Source organism: Roseibium sp., assembly GCF_965276855.1.
Lineage (GTDB): Bacteria > Pseudomonadota > Alphaproteobacteria > Rhizobiales > Stappiaceae > Roseibium.
Window position 1 is genome coordinate 4,248,979 of sequence record NZ_OZ255700.1, and the last position, 18,628, is coordinate 4,267,606.

23 protein-coding genes are annotated in these 18,628 nt (G+C 56.4%); 13 read left to right on the forward strand and 10 right to left on the reverse strand.

Annotated elements, in window-relative coordinates:
- Positions 1-178 precede the first annotated feature (178 nt).
- The 11 genes from ACQY4Z_RS19540 (at position 179) to ACQY4Z_RS19590 (ending at position 6,237) form a co-directional block, all read left to right on the forward strand.
- The gene (locus tag ACQY4Z_RS19540) at positions 179-442 is read left to right on the forward strand and encodes a sigma factor (protein WP_428524067.1); all 264 of its coding nucleotides are present in this window, start codon (positions 179-181) and stop codon (positions 440-442) included.
- Between the two features lie 93 nt (positions 443-535).
- The gene (locus tag ACQY4Z_RS19545) at positions 536-784 is read left to right on the forward strand and encodes an RNA polymerase sigma factor (protein ID WP_428524069.1); all 249 of its coding nucleotides are present in this window, start codon (positions 536-538) and stop codon (positions 782-784) included.
- Positions 785-861: 77 nt separating this feature from the next.
- On the forward strand, positions 862-1,092 hold the full coding sequence (locus tag ACQY4Z_RS19550) for a RebB family R body protein (protein WP_133946388.1): 231 nt from the start codon (positions 862-864) through the stop codon (positions 1,090-1,092).
- Between the two features lie 36 nt (positions 1,093-1,128).
- Positions 1,129-1,761 carry a hypothetical protein gene (locus tag ACQY4Z_RS19555; RefSeq protein ID WP_428524071.1) on the forward strand — a complete coding sequence of 211 codons (633 nt, stop codon included), beginning with the start codon at positions 1,129-1,131 and terminating at the stop codon, positions 1,759-1,761.
- Positions 1,762-1,792: 31 nt separating this feature from the next.
- Entirely contained in the window at positions 1,793-2,080 is a 288-nt protein-coding gene (locus ACQY4Z_RS19560; RefSeq protein WP_428524073.1) for a hypothetical protein, read from the forward strand.
- Positions 2,077-2,736 (forward strand): hypothetical protein, encoded by a 660-nt coding sequence (locus ACQY4Z_RS19565; protein ID WP_428524075.1) that lies wholly within the window; start codon positions 2,077-2,079, stop codon positions 2,734-2,736. Before ACQY4Z_RS19560 ends, ACQY4Z_RS19565 begins: the two co-directional genes overlap by 4 nt.
- The gene (locus ACQY4Z_RS19570; RefSeq protein WP_428524077.1) at positions 2,693-3,463 is read left to right on the forward strand and encodes a hypothetical protein; all 771 of its coding nucleotides are present in this window, start codon (positions 2,693-2,695) and stop codon (positions 3,461-3,463) included. Before ACQY4Z_RS19565 ends, ACQY4Z_RS19570 begins: the two co-directional genes overlap by 44 nt.
- A 203-nt stretch (positions 3,464-3,666) precedes the next feature.
- The gene (locus ACQY4Z_RS19575) at positions 3,667-3,996 is read left to right on the forward strand and encodes a RebB family R body protein (RefSeq protein ID WP_133946398.1); all 330 of its coding nucleotides are present in this window, start codon (positions 3,667-3,669) and stop codon (positions 3,994-3,996) included.
- A 234-nt stretch (positions 3,997-4,230) separates the two neighbouring features.
- Complete coding sequence (locus tag ACQY4Z_RS19580; RefSeq protein WP_428524079.1) at positions 4,231-4,599, forward strand: RebB family R body protein; 369 nt, start codon at positions 4,231-4,233, stop codon at positions 4,597-4,599.
- Between the two features lie 138 nt (positions 4,600-4,737).
- A complete protein-coding gene (locus ACQY4Z_RS19585) occupies positions 4,738-5,574 on the forward strand; it encodes a rhodanese-related sulfurtransferase (protein WP_428524081.1) in 837 nt (278 codons plus the stop codon).
- Positions 5,575-5,652: 78 nt separating this feature from the next.
- Entirely contained in the window at positions 5,653-6,237 is a 585-nt protein-coding gene (locus tag ACQY4Z_RS19590) for a hypothetical protein (protein WP_428524083.1), read from the forward strand.
- 610 nt (positions 6,238-6,847) lie between these two features.
- Here ACQY4Z_RS19590 and ACQY4Z_RS19595 read toward each other — a convergent pair.
- On the reverse strand, positions 6,848-7,735 hold the full coding sequence (locus ACQY4Z_RS19595) for an SMP-30/gluconolactonase/LRE family protein (protein WP_428524085.1): 888 nt from the start codon (positions 7,733-7,735) through the stop codon (positions 6,848-6,850).
- Positions 7,736-7,820: 85 nt separating this feature from the next.
- A complete protein-coding gene (locus ACQY4Z_RS19600) occupies positions 7,821-8,306 on the reverse strand; it encodes an Lrp/AsnC family transcriptional regulator (RefSeq protein WP_040452332.1) in 486 nt (161 codons plus the stop codon).
- 180 nt (positions 8,307-8,486) lie between these two features.
- On the opposite strand from ACQY4Z_RS19600, the gene ald reads away from it, so the two are divergent.
- Positions 8,487-9,626, forward strand: coding sequence for an alanine dehydrogenase (ald, locus tag ACQY4Z_RS19605; protein ID WP_428524088.1), 1,140 nt, complete (start codon positions 8,487-8,489; stop codon positions 9,624-9,626).
- Positions 9,627-9,702: 76 nt separating this feature from the next.
- Here the strand turns inward: ald and ACQY4Z_RS19610 are convergent, their stop codons facing one another.
- The 4 genes from ACQY4Z_RS19610 to pgi form a co-directional block, all read right to left on the reverse strand.
- Positions 9,703-9,975 carry a bacteriocin gene (locus tag ACQY4Z_RS19610; RefSeq protein ID WP_209174148.1) on the reverse strand — a complete coding sequence of 91 codons (273 nt, stop codon included), beginning with the start codon at positions 9,973-9,975 and terminating at the stop codon, positions 9,703-9,705.
- A 99-nt stretch (positions 9,976-10,074) separates the two neighbouring features.
- Positions 10,075-10,344, reverse strand: coding sequence for a bacteriocin (locus ACQY4Z_RS19615; RefSeq protein WP_133946415.1), 270 nt, complete (start codon positions 10,342-10,344; stop codon positions 10,075-10,077).
- 57 nt (positions 10,345-10,401) lie between these two features.
- Positions 10,402-10,671, reverse strand: a complete 270-nt coding sequence (locus ACQY4Z_RS19620) for a glycine zipper domain-containing protein (protein ID WP_428524091.1) — start codon at positions 10,669-10,671, stop codon at positions 10,402-10,404.
- Between the two features lie 255 nt (positions 10,672-10,926).
- Positions 10,927-12,564: a glucose-6-phosphate isomerase gene (gene pgi / locus ACQY4Z_RS19625; protein WP_428524093.1), complete on the reverse strand. Its 1,638-nt coding sequence runs from the start codon at positions 12,562-12,564 to the stop codon at positions 10,927-10,929.
- A 331-nt stretch (positions 12,565-12,895) separates the two neighbouring features.
- Between pgi and ACQY4Z_RS19630 the strand changes: the two genes are divergently transcribed.
- Positions 12,896-13,462, forward strand: a complete 567-nt coding sequence (locus ACQY4Z_RS19630) for a PilZ domain-containing protein (RefSeq protein WP_008190645.1) — start codon at positions 12,896-12,898, stop codon at positions 13,460-13,462.
- 39 nt (positions 13,463-13,501) lie between these two features.
- On the opposite strand, the gene eda is transcribed toward ACQY4Z_RS19630, so the two are convergent.
- The 4 genes from eda to ACQY4Z_RS19650 all read right to left on the reverse strand — a co-directional run bounded on the left by eda (position 13,502) and on the right by ACQY4Z_RS19650 (position 18,627).
- Positions 13,502-14,140, reverse strand: a complete 639-nt coding sequence (eda, locus tag ACQY4Z_RS19635) for a bifunctional 4-hydroxy-2-oxoglutarate aldolase/2-dehydro-3-deoxy-phosphogluconate aldolase (RefSeq protein ID WP_428524095.1) — start codon at positions 14,138-14,140, stop codon at positions 13,502-13,504.
- A gap of 9 nt (positions 14,141-14,149) precedes the next feature.
- Entirely contained in the window at positions 14,150-15,970 is a 1,821-nt protein-coding gene (gene edd, locus ACQY4Z_RS19640; protein ID WP_428524097.1) for a phosphogluconate dehydratase, read from the reverse strand.
- A gap of 135 nt (positions 15,971-16,105) precedes the next feature.
- A complete protein-coding gene (zwf, locus tag ACQY4Z_RS19645; RefSeq protein WP_428524099.1) occupies positions 16,106-17,581 on the reverse strand; it encodes a glucose-6-phosphate dehydrogenase in 1,476 nt (491 codons plus the stop codon).
- Positions 17,582-17,679: 98 nt separating this feature from the next.
- Complete coding sequence (locus ACQY4Z_RS19650) at positions 17,680-18,627, reverse strand: carbohydrate kinase family protein (RefSeq protein WP_428524101.1); 948 nt, start codon at positions 18,625-18,627, stop codon at positions 17,680-17,682.
- Between the last annotated feature and the right edge of the window lies 1 nt (position 18,628).

Genomic DNA, 18,628 nt, shown 5'->3' on the forward strand with positions numbered 1-18,628 from the left:
ATTGCACGATGAAACTCGTATATCTTATTACAATGAAAACATGGTCTTGTGGGCGATTTTGTGATCTGGAACAAGCCTTCTCCAAAAAAAATTGAAAAAGTCGGTCACAAGAAAAAATTCCTAGCGTCTTTTGGTTGTGTGAACAAAACGGGTTCAAAGCGCGAAACGGAGACGCCGCATGACAGGCCAGAATGGACAGGCACTGAGGTGGAACGGGCCAGCGCAGAGCCTTTGGATGAGCTGGATTGACGATGGGCAAGTGCTACGCCGCAGGGCCTTACGATTGACGCGTGGCGACCGGGAGGCGGCTGAAGATCTGTTGTCGGCAACCTTGATCAAAGCGGTCAGTCACGTTGAGCGGCACCATACGGCTATTCGTGAACCGCGGGCCTTTCTGTTGTTTGCGATGAAAAACGAATACATCAGCCGTTTGCGCAAGTAGACCTCCGAAAGGCAGGTCCGCGATTTTGGGGCTGATATCTACCACGATCACAAATCTGACCTGGCAGACAGGCAGCCGGATCAAGAGAACACATTGCGGCATCAGGATGCCTTGCGGGCTGTCCTGTCAGCTGTCGATGCCCTAACACCAGAGTTCAAGCGCATATTCCGTCTGAGATTTTGCGAAGAATGTACCTACAAGGAGATTGCCGTGACCATGGCGATTTCCGAGCCGCTTGCCCGCAAGCGCGTACAACATCTTCGCCAGCATCTGCGGGAGGCCGTGGGTGAGGAGCGCGCGGCGGGCAAAGTGGGGCATGGCGTATCACAGGCGGTGCAATGAAGCGTCCAACCTTCTGACGGCTCGTACCGGATACACAGGCCGACTGGATCGCGATCAACACGGAACTGGATGAAGAGATGGCTGACATTGTCAATGCACAAATCACGGATGCGGTGACACAAACCAACGTCAAAGTTGTCGCCGAGGCCCCGGCCCAGGCGATCGCCAGCCTTTATCAGGTGGCAAGCCACGCTTCCGGTTTGTCTATCCAGAATGCGGTCCACAGTCAGCAGGCGATGAACCAGATCACCACCGCGGTGGTTTCCAAGGCGTGCCAGCTGATCATGGATATCGGCGAATCCGGCTAACGGGCGTAAGAGGCGTCAATCAGGGAGTAATCAGTGATGTTTGGCGCGCTCAAGTCATTGATGGGAAAAGGCAAGCCGGCTTCGAAATCGGCGGATCCGGCGGTGGAGGCCGATGCCGCCGTTCCGGGATTGTCACGCGATGCAAACGGTCACCTAAAACCTGCGGCGCAGAAGGACACACAGGCCATGACAGCTTCTAAAAATGGCAACGGCGATAAGCCTGATAACGGCGCACCAGGCGGAACCGGTCCCGGAAACGGCGGTGACACAGGGGGGCAGAACACTCCGCAACCTGCTCAAACTGCGCCGACCACCAGTGCGCTCAATCAGCAAGCCGTTCAAGCTGCCGAGTTTTCCAACTATGAAAATGCCGAGTATGCACCGACCATGGTGTCGACACCGCCGGAGCTGATGGTTGGCCAGACAACCGGCCTCGCGGTTCAAGATGCTGCAAACTACATGAATGCGATCATGCAGATCGCGGTGGCGGCACAGGCGGTTGCGATCAAGAAAGCGGCCGAGAATCCACCGCTTGCAGGCGAGGAAATCCCGCTTCTGACCGACATCCAGCAAATGGTGACGCAGGCAGTGGGTGTTTATGGAAGCGTAAGTACGGCAGCAGGAACCTCGTCCAAAACGGTGATCTCTGATTTCAAAACAGGGTCATAATCTTGCGGGCTGAACCAATAGGAGGCAGCCAATGTTTGCGTATCATCAAGTGCGCCCGGGGGCGTCAATTCCGGCCGCCGCGAAGGAAACTACTCTCTGGCTTTTGAACACGCCCCAATCTCTTGCGGGTGACGAAGAAAACCGCGGCCGGGATGAAACAGGCAGTGACAAAAGCGCTCCGGGAGACGATAGCGATCGAGGGAAGCTTCCAAAGGTTCGGAAGGAAAAAACGATTTCAGAGGCGTTTGAAGACCTGAGCGCGGAAGAAAAGGAGACGGTCAACCGCCTGTTGGACCGCATGACCGGGAGAAAGAAATGACCGCACATCTCATAACCGCTTATCGCGAGATTGATGACCTTCTTCTTGAGTGCCTTGTGAACTGGGCCGAAGTTGCGGAACAGGTTCGCGGCAGCTTTACGGAACCGGAAGTCCATATCGAGTTTGCCCAACGATCCAGCTATCTGGTTGAGGCCCGGGCATCCGTGGAAGCAGCTCTGCGGGCGCTGGAAGGTATCAACGATCCGATTGCACCTGAGGCAGTTGCCAGCATTCAGGTAATCGAGACAGCAAATGCATGGCCGCAAAAACATCGCCAGTGCGGTTGTGTGGATCCAGGGTTCCCGGGCGACGCCGATCACAGTCTTACAGCGGATGTGTCCAGTTCACGGCCGGACCGTCCACAGCGCCCTCAAGAGCATTGCCGAGGTCAAATTCGCGACTGGAACCGGGATATCCTTGCATGCAGGTACGGGAAGAAGGCGGAAGCCGATAGCGCCGATTGGACGGGATCGAAGCCGGGTCCATTGAGGGCACGGCAGATTGCTTCTATCCGCGAGCAGATGATTTCCAGACTGCAGGACCGTGAGCCCCCATTACCCGAATGGGAACAACAACCGTCAGAGCCGAGCGATGAGATAAAGGAGCCGGAAAATGGTCCGCAAACCAAGTCCAGCCGCCCCCGCAGGCGCGGGTGATCCGAAGGCCTCCACCCAAGGCGCAAAAGGCGCGCCGGCGACTGCGGCAGCCGATACACCACCCCAGAAGACTGAGTATTCCGACGGAACCAGTGGTCAAGCAGCTGACGCTGAACAAACTGCATCAAGCGCAGCTTCTGGTGAGGCAGGTAGCACAGGTCAACAAAACGCCGCTCCCGGATCAGCTACAGGCACTGGTACTGGCTCTGGCCGAAGAAGCAGCGGAGGCTCAGACCTCCTCAAGGAAATTCTTGAGAGTTTCCTGAAGACCTCGACTTTGCAGTCCGACTACCAATCCCTCTACAGGTCATTGCCGACAGTTGTCGGGATAGCAGCCGAAATTTTGAAGAAAAAGGAAGCCGGGGATGCTGCGCTGGATGAAGGGATGCAAGCGGTAGAACGCGTCCTGACCGATGCGCGGGACAAGGCAGAGCAACTTTCCAATACCATGTCCGCGCAACAGGCTGCCCTTGAAAAACTTCTGAACGACAAGGCCTCCCTCACTGAGCTTTTGAAAGCCAGTCAGCAAAAAAAGGGGGAGGCGTTCCAGGGAGTGCCGCAATTCGGGCCAGGCGCAGCAGCACTGGCTGATCCAAAGGTTGCTTATCAGCTCAACACATTGATGGGGAATATCAACTCAATGGTTGCCAGAGAGGTTGAGCGCCAAATCGCGGGGCTCCGGTCTCAAGCGAATGCGGCCCCGCAACAAAACAGACCAAAATCATAATCTCGATTGCATGAGGATTGTATGAGTCCGCCCGCCATCGTCGGCGGGCTTTTTGTTGGTCGGGATTTTTTGGGTCCGAATTGCTGTTTTTCCATTTTTATCAATCAGATAAGTCAGGTTTACTTTCACACACAAGATTTGCGGGCGTCTAACCAAGTGCCGATAGCCGAACGTGAACCGGCTCAGCTCAAGGAGTAGCAAATATGGCAGATCCCGTAACAGTGAACCCGATGGTCACGGATGCCGTGACCCAATCCAACGTCAAGGTGGTTGGTGAATCCCCGGCCATGGCCATCAGCACTTTGTACCAGTCGATGGCCCACTCAACCGGCATTTTGTTCGAAAATGCGGTGGCTGCACAACAGCAGCAAAACATTCTGGCGCAAGCTGCAGTGAACCAGGGTGTGATGCAGATCTACAGCATGGATACCATGGCTGGTGCAGGTGCAACCGAGAAGGTTGGCCAGACCGGCGTTGCCGACAACCTCACCGGTCTCATGACGGTCCTTCAGGCGTTCAGCGGCGGCCGGTAAGCCAAAATCCGCTTTATAAGCCATTGGCTCTGTTCCAGTTTCTGGAACGGAGCCATTACGCATGCGTGGAGCAATAAAGAATTAACAACTATAGGTTGATACTTCCTGCGACCTCATCCTGGTAACCCTGATGTTTCATGGGCGCATCCAAAAGTGTGGATCCAACGGGATAAGGCGTTGAGGGCAGGTGAAGCCCCTCCAAACCGGATGATCCGGCAAGTGAAGGAAGATATCATGCCAAGCAAATTTCAAGCGCAGCCGGAGCAATCGGCTGATGTGCCTTTAAATACCCTTGAAGCTGACATGGAGACCCTGGCCAAGATCGGCGAGGCGGCAAGTCTCAATGATCTCGTTCTTGGACTGTCTCCCGCTGTTGCAGTGGCCAGCCTGTATGTTTCCAACGTAAACTCGCTTAGCATCTTGTATGAAAATGCGGTGGCGACGCAGCAACAGCAGACCCAGCTGGCCCAAAGCGCATTGAAAGCCGGCATCGCGCAGCTGCACAAGGTCACCGAAAGCAGCAGCGCTGCTGCCGCGGCCGCTGAAAACCCGGATCAGGATCTCCTGGACCTTTTGAAGGCCGTAAAAACTGCCGTTCAATGACCGCCAACGGTGGCCTTGACGGGTGTTTCTGAAGGGTCCGAGAAACTGCGGACTTTTCAGGCAGGGGGCTGTCGCTGTATAGAGGGCGCCAAACGGGCCTGGCCCGATGGCGCCTTTCAAACAAAAAGACAAAGCCCCATGAACGACTTTCTTGTCGCAGCCCTCTATTATTTTACGCCGCTCGATGATTTCGAGGAGATGCGGGATCCGCTCAAAAGGTTCTGCGTCTCTCAAGATGTGCGCGGCAGCATTCTGCTCGCGTCTGAAGGCATCAACGGCACCATTTGCGGTCCTGAAGCCGGTGTACGCGCTGTCCTTGAATACTTGCGGTCCGATCCGCGTCTCGCTGAGCTCACGCACAAAGAGTCCTGGACACACCGCCATGTTTTCAAACGCATGAAAGTGCGTTTGAAGCAGGAAATCGTCCGGCTTGCGGTCGACAACATAGACCCGAACGAAGTCGTGGGCGAGTACGTAAAGCCTGAAGACTGGAATGCGCTGATTTCAGAGCCGGGTGTGGTCGTTATCGATACGCGGAACGATTACGAGTATGCATTCGGAACGTTCGAAGGTGCGGTCAATCCGGAAACTCAGTCTTTCCGCGAATTTCCGGAGTGGGTGCACGATCAGGAAAATCTGAAAACCAAGCCAAAGGTGGCCATGTTCTGCACCGGTGGGATCCGCTGCGAGAAAGCTACCGCCTGGATGCTCAAGAACGGTTTTGAGGACGTCTACCATCTGGAAGGCGGCATTTTGAACTATCTGGAAAAAGTGCCGGAAGACAAGAGTCTCTGGAAGGGCGAATGCTTTGTGTTCGACGACCGGGTTTCGGTCGATCACAAGCTTGAGCCACGGTGGGGTGAGTGGGTGCCGGAAGAAGCCCGGCATATCATCAACGAAGACACCGATTATGAGAAAGGGCCGACGCAACAGGACCTTTCAAAGACCGGCCAAACAAAAGTTAACAGCTGTTAACTTTTCGCTTTTCCCTTAGGTGAAGCTTCCCTACTGTCGTGGGGCAGGCGCTACCTTGCGCCAGACTGGGGGAATGTTATGCGTCGCACCTTCTGGAGCGCGGTTACCGCGCTCGTGTTTTGCCCACTCGCGCTAAATGCCGCAATAGCTGGCGGGTATGCATCGTCTTGCTATGAACAGGCCGTGGTGCCCGCCGTGTACAAGACGGTCAATGAACGTGTTCTGGTTCAAGCCGCCAGCAGTTATGTGGTTCAGCAACCTGCACAGTATGCGTATCAAACCCGCCGTGTGCTTGTTCAGCCGGAGCGCGTCACATATCGCACCAGTCCTGCCGTCTATCAGACACAGCATCACAAGGTGCAAGTGAAGCCGGCGTCTAGTGGCTGGGAGTACCGCACGATCAAAGGCCGCCGGATCTTGTGCAAGGTGCACTATCCAGCTGTGTATCAGACGGCATCGAAGCGCGTACTGGTGAAGCCGGCTTCAAAAGTCGCGGTACGACATCCTGCCGTTTACAGCCACGTGAAGGAAAAGGTGCTGATACAACCGGCAACCTCACACCGTGTACAAAAGCCAGCCGTCTATCGGACTGTGAGCCGGAATGTGTTGGTGCAACCGGCTCGCACGGTATGGCAACCGATCCGGGCAAAAGGCTGCCGCTAGTTGAAAAAGGGCTAAGCCGGCGGCCGGCGGCAGAAGTTGGTATGTCCAAAACGCCTTAACTCTTTCTCCGCCATTCCGGAAAGAGGGGGTTAAGCATGGATCATTGCAATTTGCCACGCATCGAGGGTGTCGCAGGGAAGCCTTAAGTAGAATTCGGAGAATTGCTTTCTATCAAAAGAGTTTTTCCCTACGGTGAAGCGGTCTTTTCAGTCACTTCAAGACAGGGAAACAGTATGCGGTATCCAAACAGCGTCAAAGTGATGGTCTTGGCAGCGGCCGTTCTGGGGGCGGGGCCAGTATTTGGCAGTAGCATGACAAAGGCCTGCTACGAAAAAGTTCACCAGCCCGCGGTCTATAAAAACATCAAACGCACAATCATGACCCATCGGGCTCACACACGTTGGGAATACCAAACCATCAACGGACGGCAGGTCCTCTGCAAGGTGCTCAGGCCCGCAGTCTATCAGACCGTTGTCCAGAACACGCTCATACAGCCGGCACGGACGGTTTTGAAACGCGTGAGCGCTCGCGACTGTACCCAAAATGCCCGGATCTACAGCAACTTTTGATGCTGCCTCAGGGGGCCAAGCTCGGGTCTTGAATTCCGGTTCTATTGAGCGGTTTTGAAGCGATAGGTCTTCAAGCCAGTCTGACCGTGGCCTTCGATCAGGAACAATCCACCGGACAATGTATCCGGTTCGACGGAGGTCGGATCGGACGGCTGCTTGATGCTGGTAACGATCAGATGATCAAGGTCTGGCCCGCAAAAGCAAGGCATGGTCGGCCGTTGCACAGGCATCTTGATCGCCTCCAGCAATTCGCCGTTCGGCGCAAAACAATTGACCATGCCGGAAGAAACCCCGCCACTCCAGTAATTGCCGTTGGCATCGACCGTTGCGCCATCCGGCCGACCTGTGGCGTTGGTTTGCTGCGCGAACAACATTTTCGCGCCCAAAGAGCCAGTTGCCGCATCAAAGGCATAGCACTCGATCCATCCCGGTGACGTGTCGGAGTGGTACATGTAGTCGCCGTCCGGCGTCCAGGCGAGGCCGTTCGAGCACTGCAGTTCGTCCCGGATTTCCGCGACCTCACCACTGCTGTCGACGCGGTAAAGACCGGCGATCGGTTCCCGCGGGGAGCTTGTGTCCATTGTGCCCACCCAGAAAGCACCGTCCGGGCCAACCTTCCCGTCGTTCAACCGCGTTTGAGGTTTGTCGGATTCGATCTCGGCCAAAACCTCTTGAGTGCCGGTTTGAGGATCGAACAGAACCACTTTGTCCCAGACACTAACAATCATCCGACCATCATCGCACAGGCCGAAGGACCCGACTTCGTTGTCGAATTGCCATGTGGTGATGGCGCGTGTGTCCCAATCCATCGATTGAATGCTGCGCCCCTGAATATCGGTCCAAAGCAAGCAGTTGGTGCGCTCGTCCCAGGTTGGGCATTCGGCAAGTTGGTAGGTTGTGTCGAGAAAACGGGTAATCGTGTGGGACACCAGACGGGGTTCCTGTAAAGCCTCTAAGAAGGGTCGCGACTATAGCGGGCAAGAACCGGAACGTCGATAGCTTCACATAAGCGGCCTATCGGTCTGCTGCGTCCGCTGTTTCGGACAAGGGGAGGGCGGTGCGTTTGACGATAGGGCGGATGGCAAAGGACGATTTCATCCGCAACACGCCGGGGAGCTGCGACAGGTGGTCCCGGTGGATGCGTTCAAAATCTATCGGGTCCGCTGCTGTCAGGCGCAGGATGTAGTCGGCATCACCCGCCATCAGGAAACACTCCATGATTTCTTCTGAGCGGGCAACGGCCCTTTCGAAACTCTCCAGCGTTTCCTTTGATTGGCCGGTCAGTGAGATTTCAACGAACACGTCCATCCGCCGGCCAAGTTTTCGCTGGTCGAGCAGAGCAACATAGCTGTCGATGACACCGGCTTCTTCCAGCGCCCGCATGCGACGCAGGCAGGCAGAGGGTGACAAGCCGATTTTTTCGGCAAGGTCCGCATTGGCGATCCGCCCGTCACGCTGCAGAACGTTGAGTATCTTTCGGTCAAGTCTGTCGAGGATCATGTTGCACCGCACATAATTCGATTGGTTCTTTCGCTGGTACCACATAATTTGATAAATTGGAAAAATCACGCAATAAAATTGCATAAGTCGCATTTCGAGAGGCCTTGAACGCAAGCACCTGCGTCTTTCTCAGTGATACTATCAAACACAATAAACAAGCCGCACCAGAGGAGACGGATCATGCGGATTGGCGTGCCAAAGGAAATCAAAAACAACGAATTCCGGGTCGGTCTGACGCCGGACAGCGTTCATGAGATGACAGCTCATGGCCATGAGGTGTTTGTTGAAACGAATGCTGGGGCCGGGATCGGCGCCAGCGATGCCGACTATGAAGCCAGCGGCGCCAAAATCCTCGCAACCGCTCAGGAAATCTTCGACGCTGCCGAAATGATCATCAAGGTAAAGGAGCCGCAGGCTGTTGAGCGCGCCATGCTGCGCCCGCACCATATCCTGTTCACCTATTTGCATCTCGCGCCCGATGCGGCTCAGACGGCTGATCTGGTGAAGTCCGGGGCAACCTGTATTGCCTACGAAACTGTCGTGGATTCCAAAGGCGGCCTGCCGCTTCTGGTTCCGATGTCTCAAGTTGCCGGTCGCCTATCCGTAACCGCTGGTGCGAAATGCCTTGAGAAGATCAACGGCGGTTCCGGTGTCCTCGTTGGTGGTGTTCCGGGTGTTGAGCCTGCCAAGGTCGTTGTAATTGGCGGCGGCGTTGTCGGTTCGCATGCCATCACCATGGCGTTGGGCCTCGGTGCGGATGTAACTGTTTTGGATCGGAATACGCAGGTTCTGTCCAACCTGTCGCAGACCTTCGGTTCCGCGCTCAAAACCGTCTACTCAACCAAAGCAGCCCTGGAAAAGCAGGTTCTTGCCGCTGATATCGTCGTTGGCGCCGTTCTGGTTGCAGGTGCTGCTGCGCCGAAGCTGGTAACTGCCGACATGATCAGCAAGATGAAGCCAGGCTCTGTCGTTGTCGACGTTGCAATCGACCAGGGTGGCTGCTTTGAAACATCCAAGGCGACCACGCATTCAGAGCCGACTTACATCGTTGATGAGGTTGTGCACTACTGCGTTGCCAACATGCCAGGCGCAGTCCCACGGACTTCGACTTATGCGCTGAACAATGCCACGCTGCCGTTCGCTCTGGCGCTCGCCGACAAGGGCGCGAAGAAAGCGTTGCTGGATGATGCAAACTTCCTTCCGGGTTTGAACGTTCACCAGGGCAAAGTCACCTGCGAAGCTGTGGCGACCGCACTGGGATATGACTATGTCGACCCGGAAAGCGCTCTGAATTCGGTGGCTGCAAGCCAAGCGGCTTAAGCTGGTTCGAAGCAATAAAGCAGAAAAGGCCAGCCCAATTGCGCTGGCCTTTTTGTGTTCATCAGTAGTGCCGTATTCAGGGGCAGGGGACGGTGTAGGGCGTGCCTTCCGGGTCGCGCGCCACGCAGTTGCGTGGAGACGTCACCACACCGATCAAACCGCCACCAATTGCACCCAAGGCTGCGCCAGCAAATGCTGCGCCGCCGGTTGACCCCGCAGCAGCACCAATCGTCGCCCCCGTTGCCGCTCCGAGACCTGCACCGATCAGCATTCTGTCCCGCTGGCTTTCCGTGTTGGCGCATCCAGCAAGCAAAAGGGTCAGCGATAACAGGGCAATGGCGGGCTTCATCCCGGGCGCTCCTTCGGTAAACAGGTTCGCCTAGGGTGAAAGGGCGACGGTTAACCAATTCTTAATAAGGTCGGTTATCCAACGCCCAGTGCAGCCGTCTTAAGGGCAAACGACCCGGTAGGGGTTGCCGTACTGGTCGTAGGCAACGCAGTTTTTCGGTGCTGTCGCCGCACCGACAACGGCACCGCCAGCGCCACCGATTGCAGCACCTGCGAGCGCTGCACCCGCGCCGCCGCCTGTCGCCGCGCCGATCACAGCGCCAGTCGCTGCACCTAAACCGCCGCCGACGAGGGCGCGATCTGTCTGGCTGCTGGACTGGCAACCGGCAAGGAGGGCAGCGGTAGCTGCGACCAAGAAGAGCTTTTTCATCGTCTATTTCTCATTTTTTCAGTGCACTGCATGTTCGTGGCCGGACATGCTCAAGGGTTACGGGCAGGCCACCCGGTATGGATTGCCGTAACGGTCATACGCTACGCAATTTTTCGGTGTTGTTGCGCTGCCAACAATCGCGCCGCCGGCACCGCCGATCGCCGCGCCAACAAGTGCGCCGCCGACATCGCCCGTGGCTGCTGCGCCAATTGCAGCGCCGGTTGCCGCGCCAAGACCGCCGCCGACAAGTGCGCGATCGCGCGAACTGTCAGATTGGCATCCGGCCAAGGCAAGGGCGATGCCTGCGAGCAAAACAAGCTTTTTCATAACTGAGATCTCCTCATTATAAGGACGCCTGCCGGCACCTCTCTTTTCGCTCCACAATGGCGAATCACGGAGCGTAAATCAATGAACACAGCGTAAGTTGGTTTTGCCAAACCGGCAATCGCCACATAAGTCGTGGTTGTTGTCATGCCCTATGGAATTCGCAAAGCACGCAGGCCTCTATTGATGCACAAAGACCTGTGCGGTGAGGCGAAAGTATGGCCTTGTGGTCCTGCCTGCGCCCAATTCACCAATTCGTCAGGCGTTTGCGCTTGTTGATTGCAGTGCGGCAAGCAATCCTTTTGTCGAGGAGTCTTTTGTCACAGGTTCAGCTTCGCCTTTGACCATTGGCAACAGAGCCGTTGCCAACTCCTTGCCCAGTTCCACACCCCATTGGTCGAAGGAGTTGATGCCCCAGATCACGCCTTCAACAAAGACACGGTGCTCGTAAAGGGCAATCAATCGGCCGAGTGCGAAAGGCGTCAGTTCGTTATAGACGAGCGTCAGTGACGGCCGGTCGCCCGGAAAAACCTTATGTGGCGCCAGGCGTGCGACTTCATCGTCATCGAGGCCTGCCGATGAGAGTTGCGCTGCGGCCTCTTCAAGTGTTCGGCCAAGCATCAACGCTTCCGATTGTGCCAAACAATTGGAGATCAAGAGCTCGTGCTGATGCGTCAGGTCGTCTTCATGACCTCGAGCCGCGATCAGGAACTCGCATGGGATTACGGTCGTGCCCTGATGAAGCAGCTGATAAAATGCGTGCTGACCGTTGGTGCCGGGTTCTCCCCAAACGAGCGGGCCGGTGTCAGTGTCGACCAATGTGCCGTCCAATTTGACCCGCTTGCCGTTGGATTCCATGTCAAGTTGCTGCAAGTAAGCAGGAAGCCGGGCAAGACGCTGATCGTATGGGAGAACGGCACGTGCGCCATAGCCCAAAACGTTGCGGTGCCAAATCCCGATCAGGGCCATCAAAATGGGAAGGTTCTCTTCCATCGGTGCATCCTGGAAATGCACATCCATCGCATATGCGCCTTCCAGAAACTCGTTGAAGGCGTCCGGCCCGATTGCGATCATCAACGGAAGACCAATGGCCGACCAGATCGAATATCGGCCGCCGACCCAGTCCCAGAAACCGAAAACGCGTGTTTCGTCGATCCCGAAGGCTTCGACCTTGTCGAGGGCTGTTGAGACGGCAGCGAAATGCGCACCAACAGCTTCTTCACCCAGAGCATCTGCGATCCATTTGCGCGCTGTCTGCGCGTTGGTCATCGTTTCAACCGTGGTGAATGTCTTGGACGCCACGATGATCAGGGTTGAGGCTGGGTCCAGCTTCTCCAACGTGTCGGCAATGTGCGCACCGTCGACATTGGAAACGTAATGGAGCTCCGGCCCATCATGATAAGGTGCGAGCGCCAAAGTGGTCATTGCAGGGCCAAGATCCGACCCGCCAATGCCGATGTTGACGACATCGGTGAAAGCGGTTCCGGCTGAAGATGTTAGGTCCCCGGATCTCACAGCCTCCGAGAAATCGGCCATCGCATCAAGGACCGCGCGAATGTCTGGCATCACATCTGCGCCGTCGACCAGAACCGGATCGGTGGACTGGTTGCGCAGGGCCGTGTGCAGGACGGCGCGGTGTTCGGTGGCGTTGATCCTTTCACCCGAAAACATTGCAGTGCGTTTTACGTCGACTTCCGCCTCGCGCGCGACTTGCAGCAACAGCTCCAGGGTCTTGGCATCCAGTTTGATTTTTGAATAATCGAGCAGAAGATCTTCACAGCGTGCGGAAAACTTCGCAAACCGATCTGGGTCTTCTTGAAACATGTTTCGAAGAGAGGTCGCGGACAGGGTCTCGGCTTGCTGAGCGAGCATGGTGAAGGTCGTTTCGAGCGTCACGCGGCTCTCCTTAAATCGATTTAGGCCCCGTATTTCTGGGCAATTTGAATGTCGCTGCTTCAGATAGCACAGCTGCCTTGATCCTAAAAGATGCGTTCGTTTGGGAAAGGACCATTGGCGCGATACATGTTGTCAAAAAAAGCTGTGTGACTGGATGTGATCGGCATTCGATGTATCTGAATGGATCTTGTTTACCTGCGCCGGACAAGCCGATGCATTGGAACCGCACTGAAATCTGCCGAGATGCCTGCAAACAGGTGCGTAAAATTGAAGATGTTAAGCGATTTGAAATGATAATAACCCTAAGTAAAAAGGGTTGTTGGAGGCGGTAATGAATGCACTTGCGCACTTGCAGGATAAACCCGAGGCCGAAGAAGAGGTTCTCGTTGTAGATTTTGACAATCTGTCAGTGATCAGTGGTGTTGTTTCTAATGTCGGGGAATGGGGATGCCGCCTGACTTCTCCCGATATTCAGGAGCTGAGCAAGAATATCGGTATTCGCCCGAAAGACTCCGACAAGCTCGTCAAATGTCAGATCACGTCCCGCAAGGACTCTGATGCGGCCGTCTTGTTTGTGAAATCGACTGAAAGTTTCTCCGATAAACGCCGGGAGAAACGGAACAACGTCAGCATTCCGGTGAAGATTTCCGACTTTGAGGGGATCACCGAGATTTCTGGCACGATCGTAGACGCGGGTAACAACGGTTGCCGCGTTATGGCGAAAAGCCTGCCGGCTTTGCCGGAAGAGGTGCTGTTGACCATGAAAAAATTTGGCAAGCCTGTTGTTGCCGAATTTGCCTGGCGGAATGATACGTCCGGTGGGCTGCGCCTTCTTTGGGACCGCAAAGTCGACGGAAGCGAGGATGAGGCGCCGGAATCAGAGGCCGCCTCAGCCTAAAAAACATCTGCCGAGCAGCGGGGTTCACCGGTCGATCTGCTATTTGCCGAGTTGGGAGGCCGCACGCGCGCGCTCCTCAATTCCAGACCAATCTTCCGACGCAATCGCCTTCGCATCCGCAATCCACGAACCACCGACGCACAAGACGTTTGGTAGTTTCAAGTAGTCGGATGCTTTTTCGAGGCTGACGCCGCCAGTGGGGCAGAATTTGGCGGCAGCCAAGGGTGATGACAGAGACTTCAGGTACGGCGCCCCACCTGCTTGTTCCGCCGGAAAGAATTTCAGCCGTTCGTAACCGCGTTCCAGAAGCTTCATGACTTCCGAGGCTGTGGCTGCGCCCGGCAACAGCGGCACACTGTGTTCATGAGCGGCGTCCAAAAGCGTGTCCGTCGCTCCGGGTGAAACAACAAACCGCGCGCCAGCGGAAACAACGGCGTCATACTGCTGAGGCGTCAGGACAGTTCCAGCCCCTACGATCGCGCCTTCCACGTGCTCGTTGACAGCAGCAATTGCTTCCAGGGCATGCGGTGTGCGGAGTGTGATTTCGATGGCCGGCAGTCCGCCGCGAACCAGAGCCTCCGCCATAGGGACAGCTTTTTTCGGGTCTTCGACCACCAGAACCGGGATCACCGGTGCCGCTGTCATGACCGCTTCGATTTTTGAAATATCTTGTCCCATTATCTTTCCTTAAACGTCAAAAACATGCGCGCCGGCATCTGCCGTTCCGACATTGGCCCTGAAGGCAGCAAACAGATCGCGGCCAACACCGAATTGATGATGGCTTAGATCTTCTTGTGCAACCGGCCGCGCGTTGAACTCGGCTTCATCAACGAGAACCGTCAGTTCACCGGTAATCGCATTGATGCGGATGAGGTCACCGTCCTGGATCTTTGCGATCGGGCCGCCATTTGCAGCTTCCGGTGTCACGTGAATGGCCGCTGGAACCTTGCCCGATGCGCCGGACATGCGGCCATCCGTAATGAGCGCAACTTTATGACCACGATCTTGAAGGATGCCAAGGGATGGGGTCAGCTTGTGAAGCTCCGGCATGCCGCAGGCTTTTGGGCCCTGGAACCGGACAACAGCTGCCACGTCTCCATTGAGTTCCTTGTTGGAAAACGCTTTCAGGAAGTCTTCCTGCGAGTGATAGACGCGGGCCGGGGCCTCAATGATATGGCGTTCCTTGGCAACTGCGGAGATCTTGATCACCGCTTTGCCGATGTTTCCGGTCAGCATTTTCAGACCGCCCGTCGGCTGGAATGCTTTGTTGGCTGGTGCCAGAACCGTCTCATCGCCGGAGACTTGCGGGGCGGGGTTCCGGATGACATTGCCGTCCGCGTCGAGTTTGGCTTCGACCGTATAACCGGTGAGATCACTGCCGTAGACGGTTTTCACATCCTGATGGAGATATCCGTCACCCAAAAGCTCGCGGATCAGGAACGCAAGACCACCGGCAGCCTGGAAGTGGTTCACGTCGGCTTTCCCGTTCGGATAAACACGTGCCAGCAGTGGAACCACATCCGATAGGTCGGAGATGTCGTCCCAGGTCAGCCGGATCCCGGCCGCTGCGGCCATCGCCACCAAATGCATGGTGTGGTTCGTTGAGCCGCCGGTGGCGTGGAGGCCGACAACCCCGTTGACGATGGCTTTTTCGTTGATGATTTCACCGGCAGGGGTGAACTCGTTGCCAAGGGCGGAGATTGCCAGCGCACGCTTGGCCGCTTCCTTGGTCAAAGCTTCGCGGAGTGGCGTGCCCGGATTGACGAAAGATGCCCCAGGCATGTGCAGGCCCATGATTTCCATTAGCATCTGGTTGGAATTTGCAGTGCCGTAAAACGTACAGGTGCCGGGAGAGTGGTAGGCCTTGGACTCTGACTCCAGAAGCGCGTCACGGCCAACTTTGCCTTCCGCATAGAGCTGGCGAACCTTCGCTTTCTCGTCGTTTGAGATCCCCGTGGTCATTGGGCCTGCCGGAATGAAGACAGCCGGCAGATGGCCGAAAGACAGAGCTGCTATCGTGAGGCCAGGCACGATCTTGTCGCAGATGCCGAGGAACACGGCCGCATCAAACATCTGGTGCGACAGGCCGACAGCTGCCGCCATGGCAATCACATCTCGCGAGAACAGGGACAGCTCCATGCCGTCCTGGCCTTGGGTGACCCCATCGCACATGGCCGGTACGCCGCCTGCGACCTGCGCCACCGCTCCGACCTCCCGCGCTGCCTGCCGGATCAGGTCCGGATAGGTCTCATAAGGTTGATGGGCGGACAACATGTCGTTGTATGCGGTGATTATGCCGAGGTTCGGTACCACATCACCGGACAAGGCGGCTTTGTCGGACAGGCCGCATGCGGCAAATCCGTGGGCGAGGTTGCCGCAGGACAATCGCGAACGCTGCGGGCCTTGGTCTGCAGCCTTGCTGATGCGTTCAAGATAGACACTTCGACTGTCGTGGCTGCGTTTGACGATCCGTTCGGTGACCTCGCCGACACGATCCCTGATGGCCATGGCTTGTCTCCCTCATCCTCCGGCAGTATTGAAGCCGGTCTCTCTCAACTCTTTAGATAGAGCGTAATGACTGTTTGTGTCATTTAATCGATTTAAATCGCAGAAATATGCGTCGAAAGACGCACTTTCCAGCGTTTAAACCAGTTCGTCTTCCGCCCAGGTGCGGCCGTCACGTTCAACCAGGGCGATGGAGGCCGATGGACCCCATGTTCCGGCCGTGTACCCCTTTGGCGTTTCCTTGGAAGCTGCCCAGGCTGCCTGGATCGGATCAATCCAAGCCCAGGCCGCATCCACCTCATCGCGGCGCATGAAAAGGGTCTGGTTGCCGCGGATCACATCCATAATTAGCCGTTCATAGGCATCCGGGTTCCGGACCTTGAAGGCATCGGCAAAACTCATGTCGAGTGGCACCTGGCGCAGGCGCATGCCGCCTGGGCCCGGGTCCTTAATCATCACCTTCATCTGTACGCCTTCGTCTGGCTGAAGGCGTATGATGAGGCGGTTTGCAGTGATCGCACCGGCTTCCTCGTCGAAGATCGAGTGTGGAATAGGTCGGAACTGAACGACGATCTCGGAAACCCGTTGGGCGAGGCGCTTGCCGGTGCGCAAGTAGAACGGCACACCGGCCCAACGCCAGTTGGCAATTTCCGCTTTCAGGGCCACGAAGGTTTCCGTCCGGCTTTCGTCATTGCCGAGTTCTTGCAGATATCCAGGAACCGCACCGCCAGCCGAAGCTCCGGCGCGGTATTGGCCGCGGACGGTCAGTTTGTCTGCATTGTGCTCGCCAATCGGGGCGAGGGCTTTCAGAACCTTCAGTTTTTCATCGCGCACACTGTCGGCGTTCATCGACTCTGGCGGTTCCATGGCCACCAGGCACAAAAGCTGCAGAATGTGGTTCTGGACCATGTCGCGGAGTGCGCCCGCCGTGTCGTAATAGCCGGCCCGGCCACCGGTCCCCAGCGACTCGGCGACCGTGATCTGGACATGATCAATGTGAGCGGCGTTCCAAAGGGGCTCGAACAGGGCGTTGGCAAACCGCAGAGCCATCAGGTTCTGCACGGTCTCCTTGCCGAGGTAGTGGTCGATCCGGAAGATCTGGTCTTCGTTGAACACTGCGCCGACGGTTGCGTTCAATGCCTTGGCCGATGCGCCGTCTTTGCCGATCGGCTTTTCCATAACCACGCGGGAATGGGAGTTCACAACGCCGATCTTGCCGAGATTTTCGCATATGGTGCCAAAGAGGTCCGGGCCGACAGCAAGGTAAAACGCGCGAATGACATCTTCACGTTCTTCCAGAATGGTCTTGAGGTCTTCGAAGCCTTCGCCTGTCCCGATGTCGATCTTCACATACCGGATCCGTTTCAGGAATTTCTCCAGATGCGCGTCGTCGAGATCGGAGACGTGCTCCTTCAAGGCCTTCCGGGCGTAATCGCGATAATCATCGTCCGAATAGTCACGGCGCGCGCTGGCAATGATCCGCGCGTTGTCGGGCATTTGTCCGTCCGCATCCCGGTGGTAAAGGGCCGGCAACAGCTTGCGATGTGCAAGGTCTCCAGAGGCACCGAACACAACCAGGTCGAATTCGGCTACTTCAATGACGCGGACCGCCATGTTCTCATCCCTTCCAAGCCGGCGAATTTCGCCGTTCTAGTCTAAGCATCGTGACATTCGGATGTCTTTTAAATCGATTTAATTCTCTTGTCAGCCCCTCAAACCAAAGAGCAGCCCTCTTTTTCAAGATCAGCCTTGGTCGGGAGATCGGCCCCGCGCCGCGAACAGGTGATTGCTGCGGCTTGAGTGCAAAATGTGAGCAATCGTGTGAGTTGCGCAGGGTCGAGCGCCGTGAGGCCCTCGCGGTTGTTTGCACCCATTATTTTCAGGCCGGACAATAGGGCAGCCTGGAAGGTGTCTCCGGCGCCAACTGTGTCGACCACGTCGACTGCAACGCCGGGCACACTTGCTTCGGATTGATCTGTGTAGGCGGAGGCCCCGTCTTTCCCGCGCGTGACAATCACCAGCTTGGCGCCTTCTGCGAGCCAATCACGAGCAATCGCCTCGACAGGTTCTCCCGGGGCGATCAAAGCGAGGTCTTCATCGCTGACTTTGATGACGTCAGTGTACGGAACAATCGCGGTTGTGTTGGTCCGCCACTTGTCCATATCGGCGACGACAGTTGGCCGGATATTGGGGTCAAAGGAGATGAGGCACCGAGCATGCTCTCTTGCGATCAAGGTTTTTAGTGCCGAAGCCACAGGCTCTGTGAGCGCCGTAAAAGACCCAATGTGAATGAACGACGGCGGAACCTCGAAAACTGGGAGATCTCCTTCGGTTATCATCCTGTCAGCCGCATTGGCGCCATAGAATGTATAGGCGGGTTGTCCGTTAGGGTCCTGTTGAACCAGGCTCAGGGTCGTCAGATTGTCGCTGCGTACAACAAAGCGGTCGGCAACCCCTTCGTCTCTCAGTTTCCCAACCAGCTTCTCGCCAAGAACGTCGTTCGATATGCCGCCGAAAAACGCGGCGTCTTCGCCGAGCCGGGCAAGACCCATGGCGACGTTGAAGGGCGATCCGCCGATCCGGCCGTCAAAGCCGACGCTTGTTCCAGAGGTGTCTGCCCCGAACAAATCGAACAGGGCTTCACCGCAAATCAAATACATT

Coding starts and splice junctions, on each gene's coding strand:
- ACQY4Z_RS19540 (WP_428524067.1), top strand. CDS start 179: ATGACAGGCCAGAATGGACAGGCACTGAGGTGGAACGGGCCAGCGCAG.
- ACQY4Z_RS19550 (WP_133946388.1), top strand. CDS start 862: ATGGCTGACATTGTCAATGCACAAATCACGGATGCGGTGACACAAACC.
- ACQY4Z_RS19555 (WP_428524071.1), top strand. CDS start 1,129: ATGTTTGGCGCGCTCAAGTCATTGATGGGAAAAGGCAAGCCGGCTTCG.
- ACQY4Z_RS19560 (WP_428524073.1), top strand. CDS start 1,793: ATGTTTGCGTATCATCAAGTGCGCCCGGGGGCGTCAATTCCGGCCGCC.
- ACQY4Z_RS19565 (WP_428524075.1), top strand. CDS start 2,077: ATGACCGCACATCTCATAACCGCTTATCGCGAGATTGATGACCTTCTT.
- ACQY4Z_RS19570 (WP_428524077.1), top strand. CDS start 2,693: ATGGTCCGCAAACCAAGTCCAGCCGCCCCCGCAGGCGCGGGTGATCCG.
- ACQY4Z_RS19575 (WP_133946398.1), top strand. CDS start 3,667: ATGGCAGATCCCGTAACAGTGAACCCGATGGTCACGGATGCCGTGACC.
- ACQY4Z_RS19580 (WP_428524079.1), top strand. CDS start 4,231: ATGCCAAGCAAATTTCAAGCGCAGCCGGAGCAATCGGCTGATGTGCCT.
- ACQY4Z_RS19585 (WP_428524081.1), top strand. CDS start 4,738: ATGAACGACTTTCTTGTCGCAGCCCTCTATTATTTTACGCCGCTCGAT.
- ACQY4Z_RS19590 (WP_428524083.1), top strand. CDS start 5,653: ATGCGTCGCACCTTCTGGAGCGCGGTTACCGCGCTCGTGTTTTGCCCA.
- ACQY4Z_RS19600 (WP_040452332.1), bottom strand. CDS start 8,306: ATGATCCTCGACAGACTTGACCGAAAGATACTCAACGTTCTGCAGCGT.
- ald (WP_428524088.1), top strand. CDS start 8,487: ATGCGGATTGGCGTGCCAAAGGAAATCAAAAACAACGAATTCCGGGTC.
- ACQY4Z_RS19610 (WP_209174148.1), bottom strand. CDS start 9,975: ATGAAGCCCGCCATTGCCCTGTTATCGCTGACCCTTTTGCTTGCTGGA.
- ACQY4Z_RS19615 (WP_133946415.1), bottom strand. CDS start 10,344: ATGAAAAAGCTCTTCTTGGTCGCAGCTACCGCTGCCCTCCTTGCCGGT.
- ACQY4Z_RS19620 (WP_428524091.1), bottom strand. CDS start 10,671: ATGAAAAAGCTTGTTTTGCTCGCAGGCATCGCCCTTGCCTTGGCCGGA.
- ACQY4Z_RS19630 (WP_008190645.1), top strand. CDS start 12,896: ATGAATGCACTTGCGCACTTGCAGGATAAACCCGAGGCCGAAGAAGAG.
- eda (WP_428524095.1), bottom strand. CDS start 14,140: ATGGGACAAGATATTTCAAAAATCGAAGCGGTCATGACAGCGGCACCG.
- edd (WP_428524097.1), bottom strand. CDS start 15,970: ATGGCCATCAGGGATCGTGTCGGCGAGGTCACCGAACGGATCGTCAAA.
- zwf (WP_428524099.1), bottom strand. CDS start 17,581: ATGGCGGTCCGCGTCATTGAAGTAGCCGAATTCGACCTGGTTGTGTTC.
- ACQY4Z_RS19650 (WP_428524101.1), bottom strand. CDS start 18,627: ATGTATTTGATTTGCGGTGAAGCCCTGTTCGATTTGTTCGGGGCAGAC.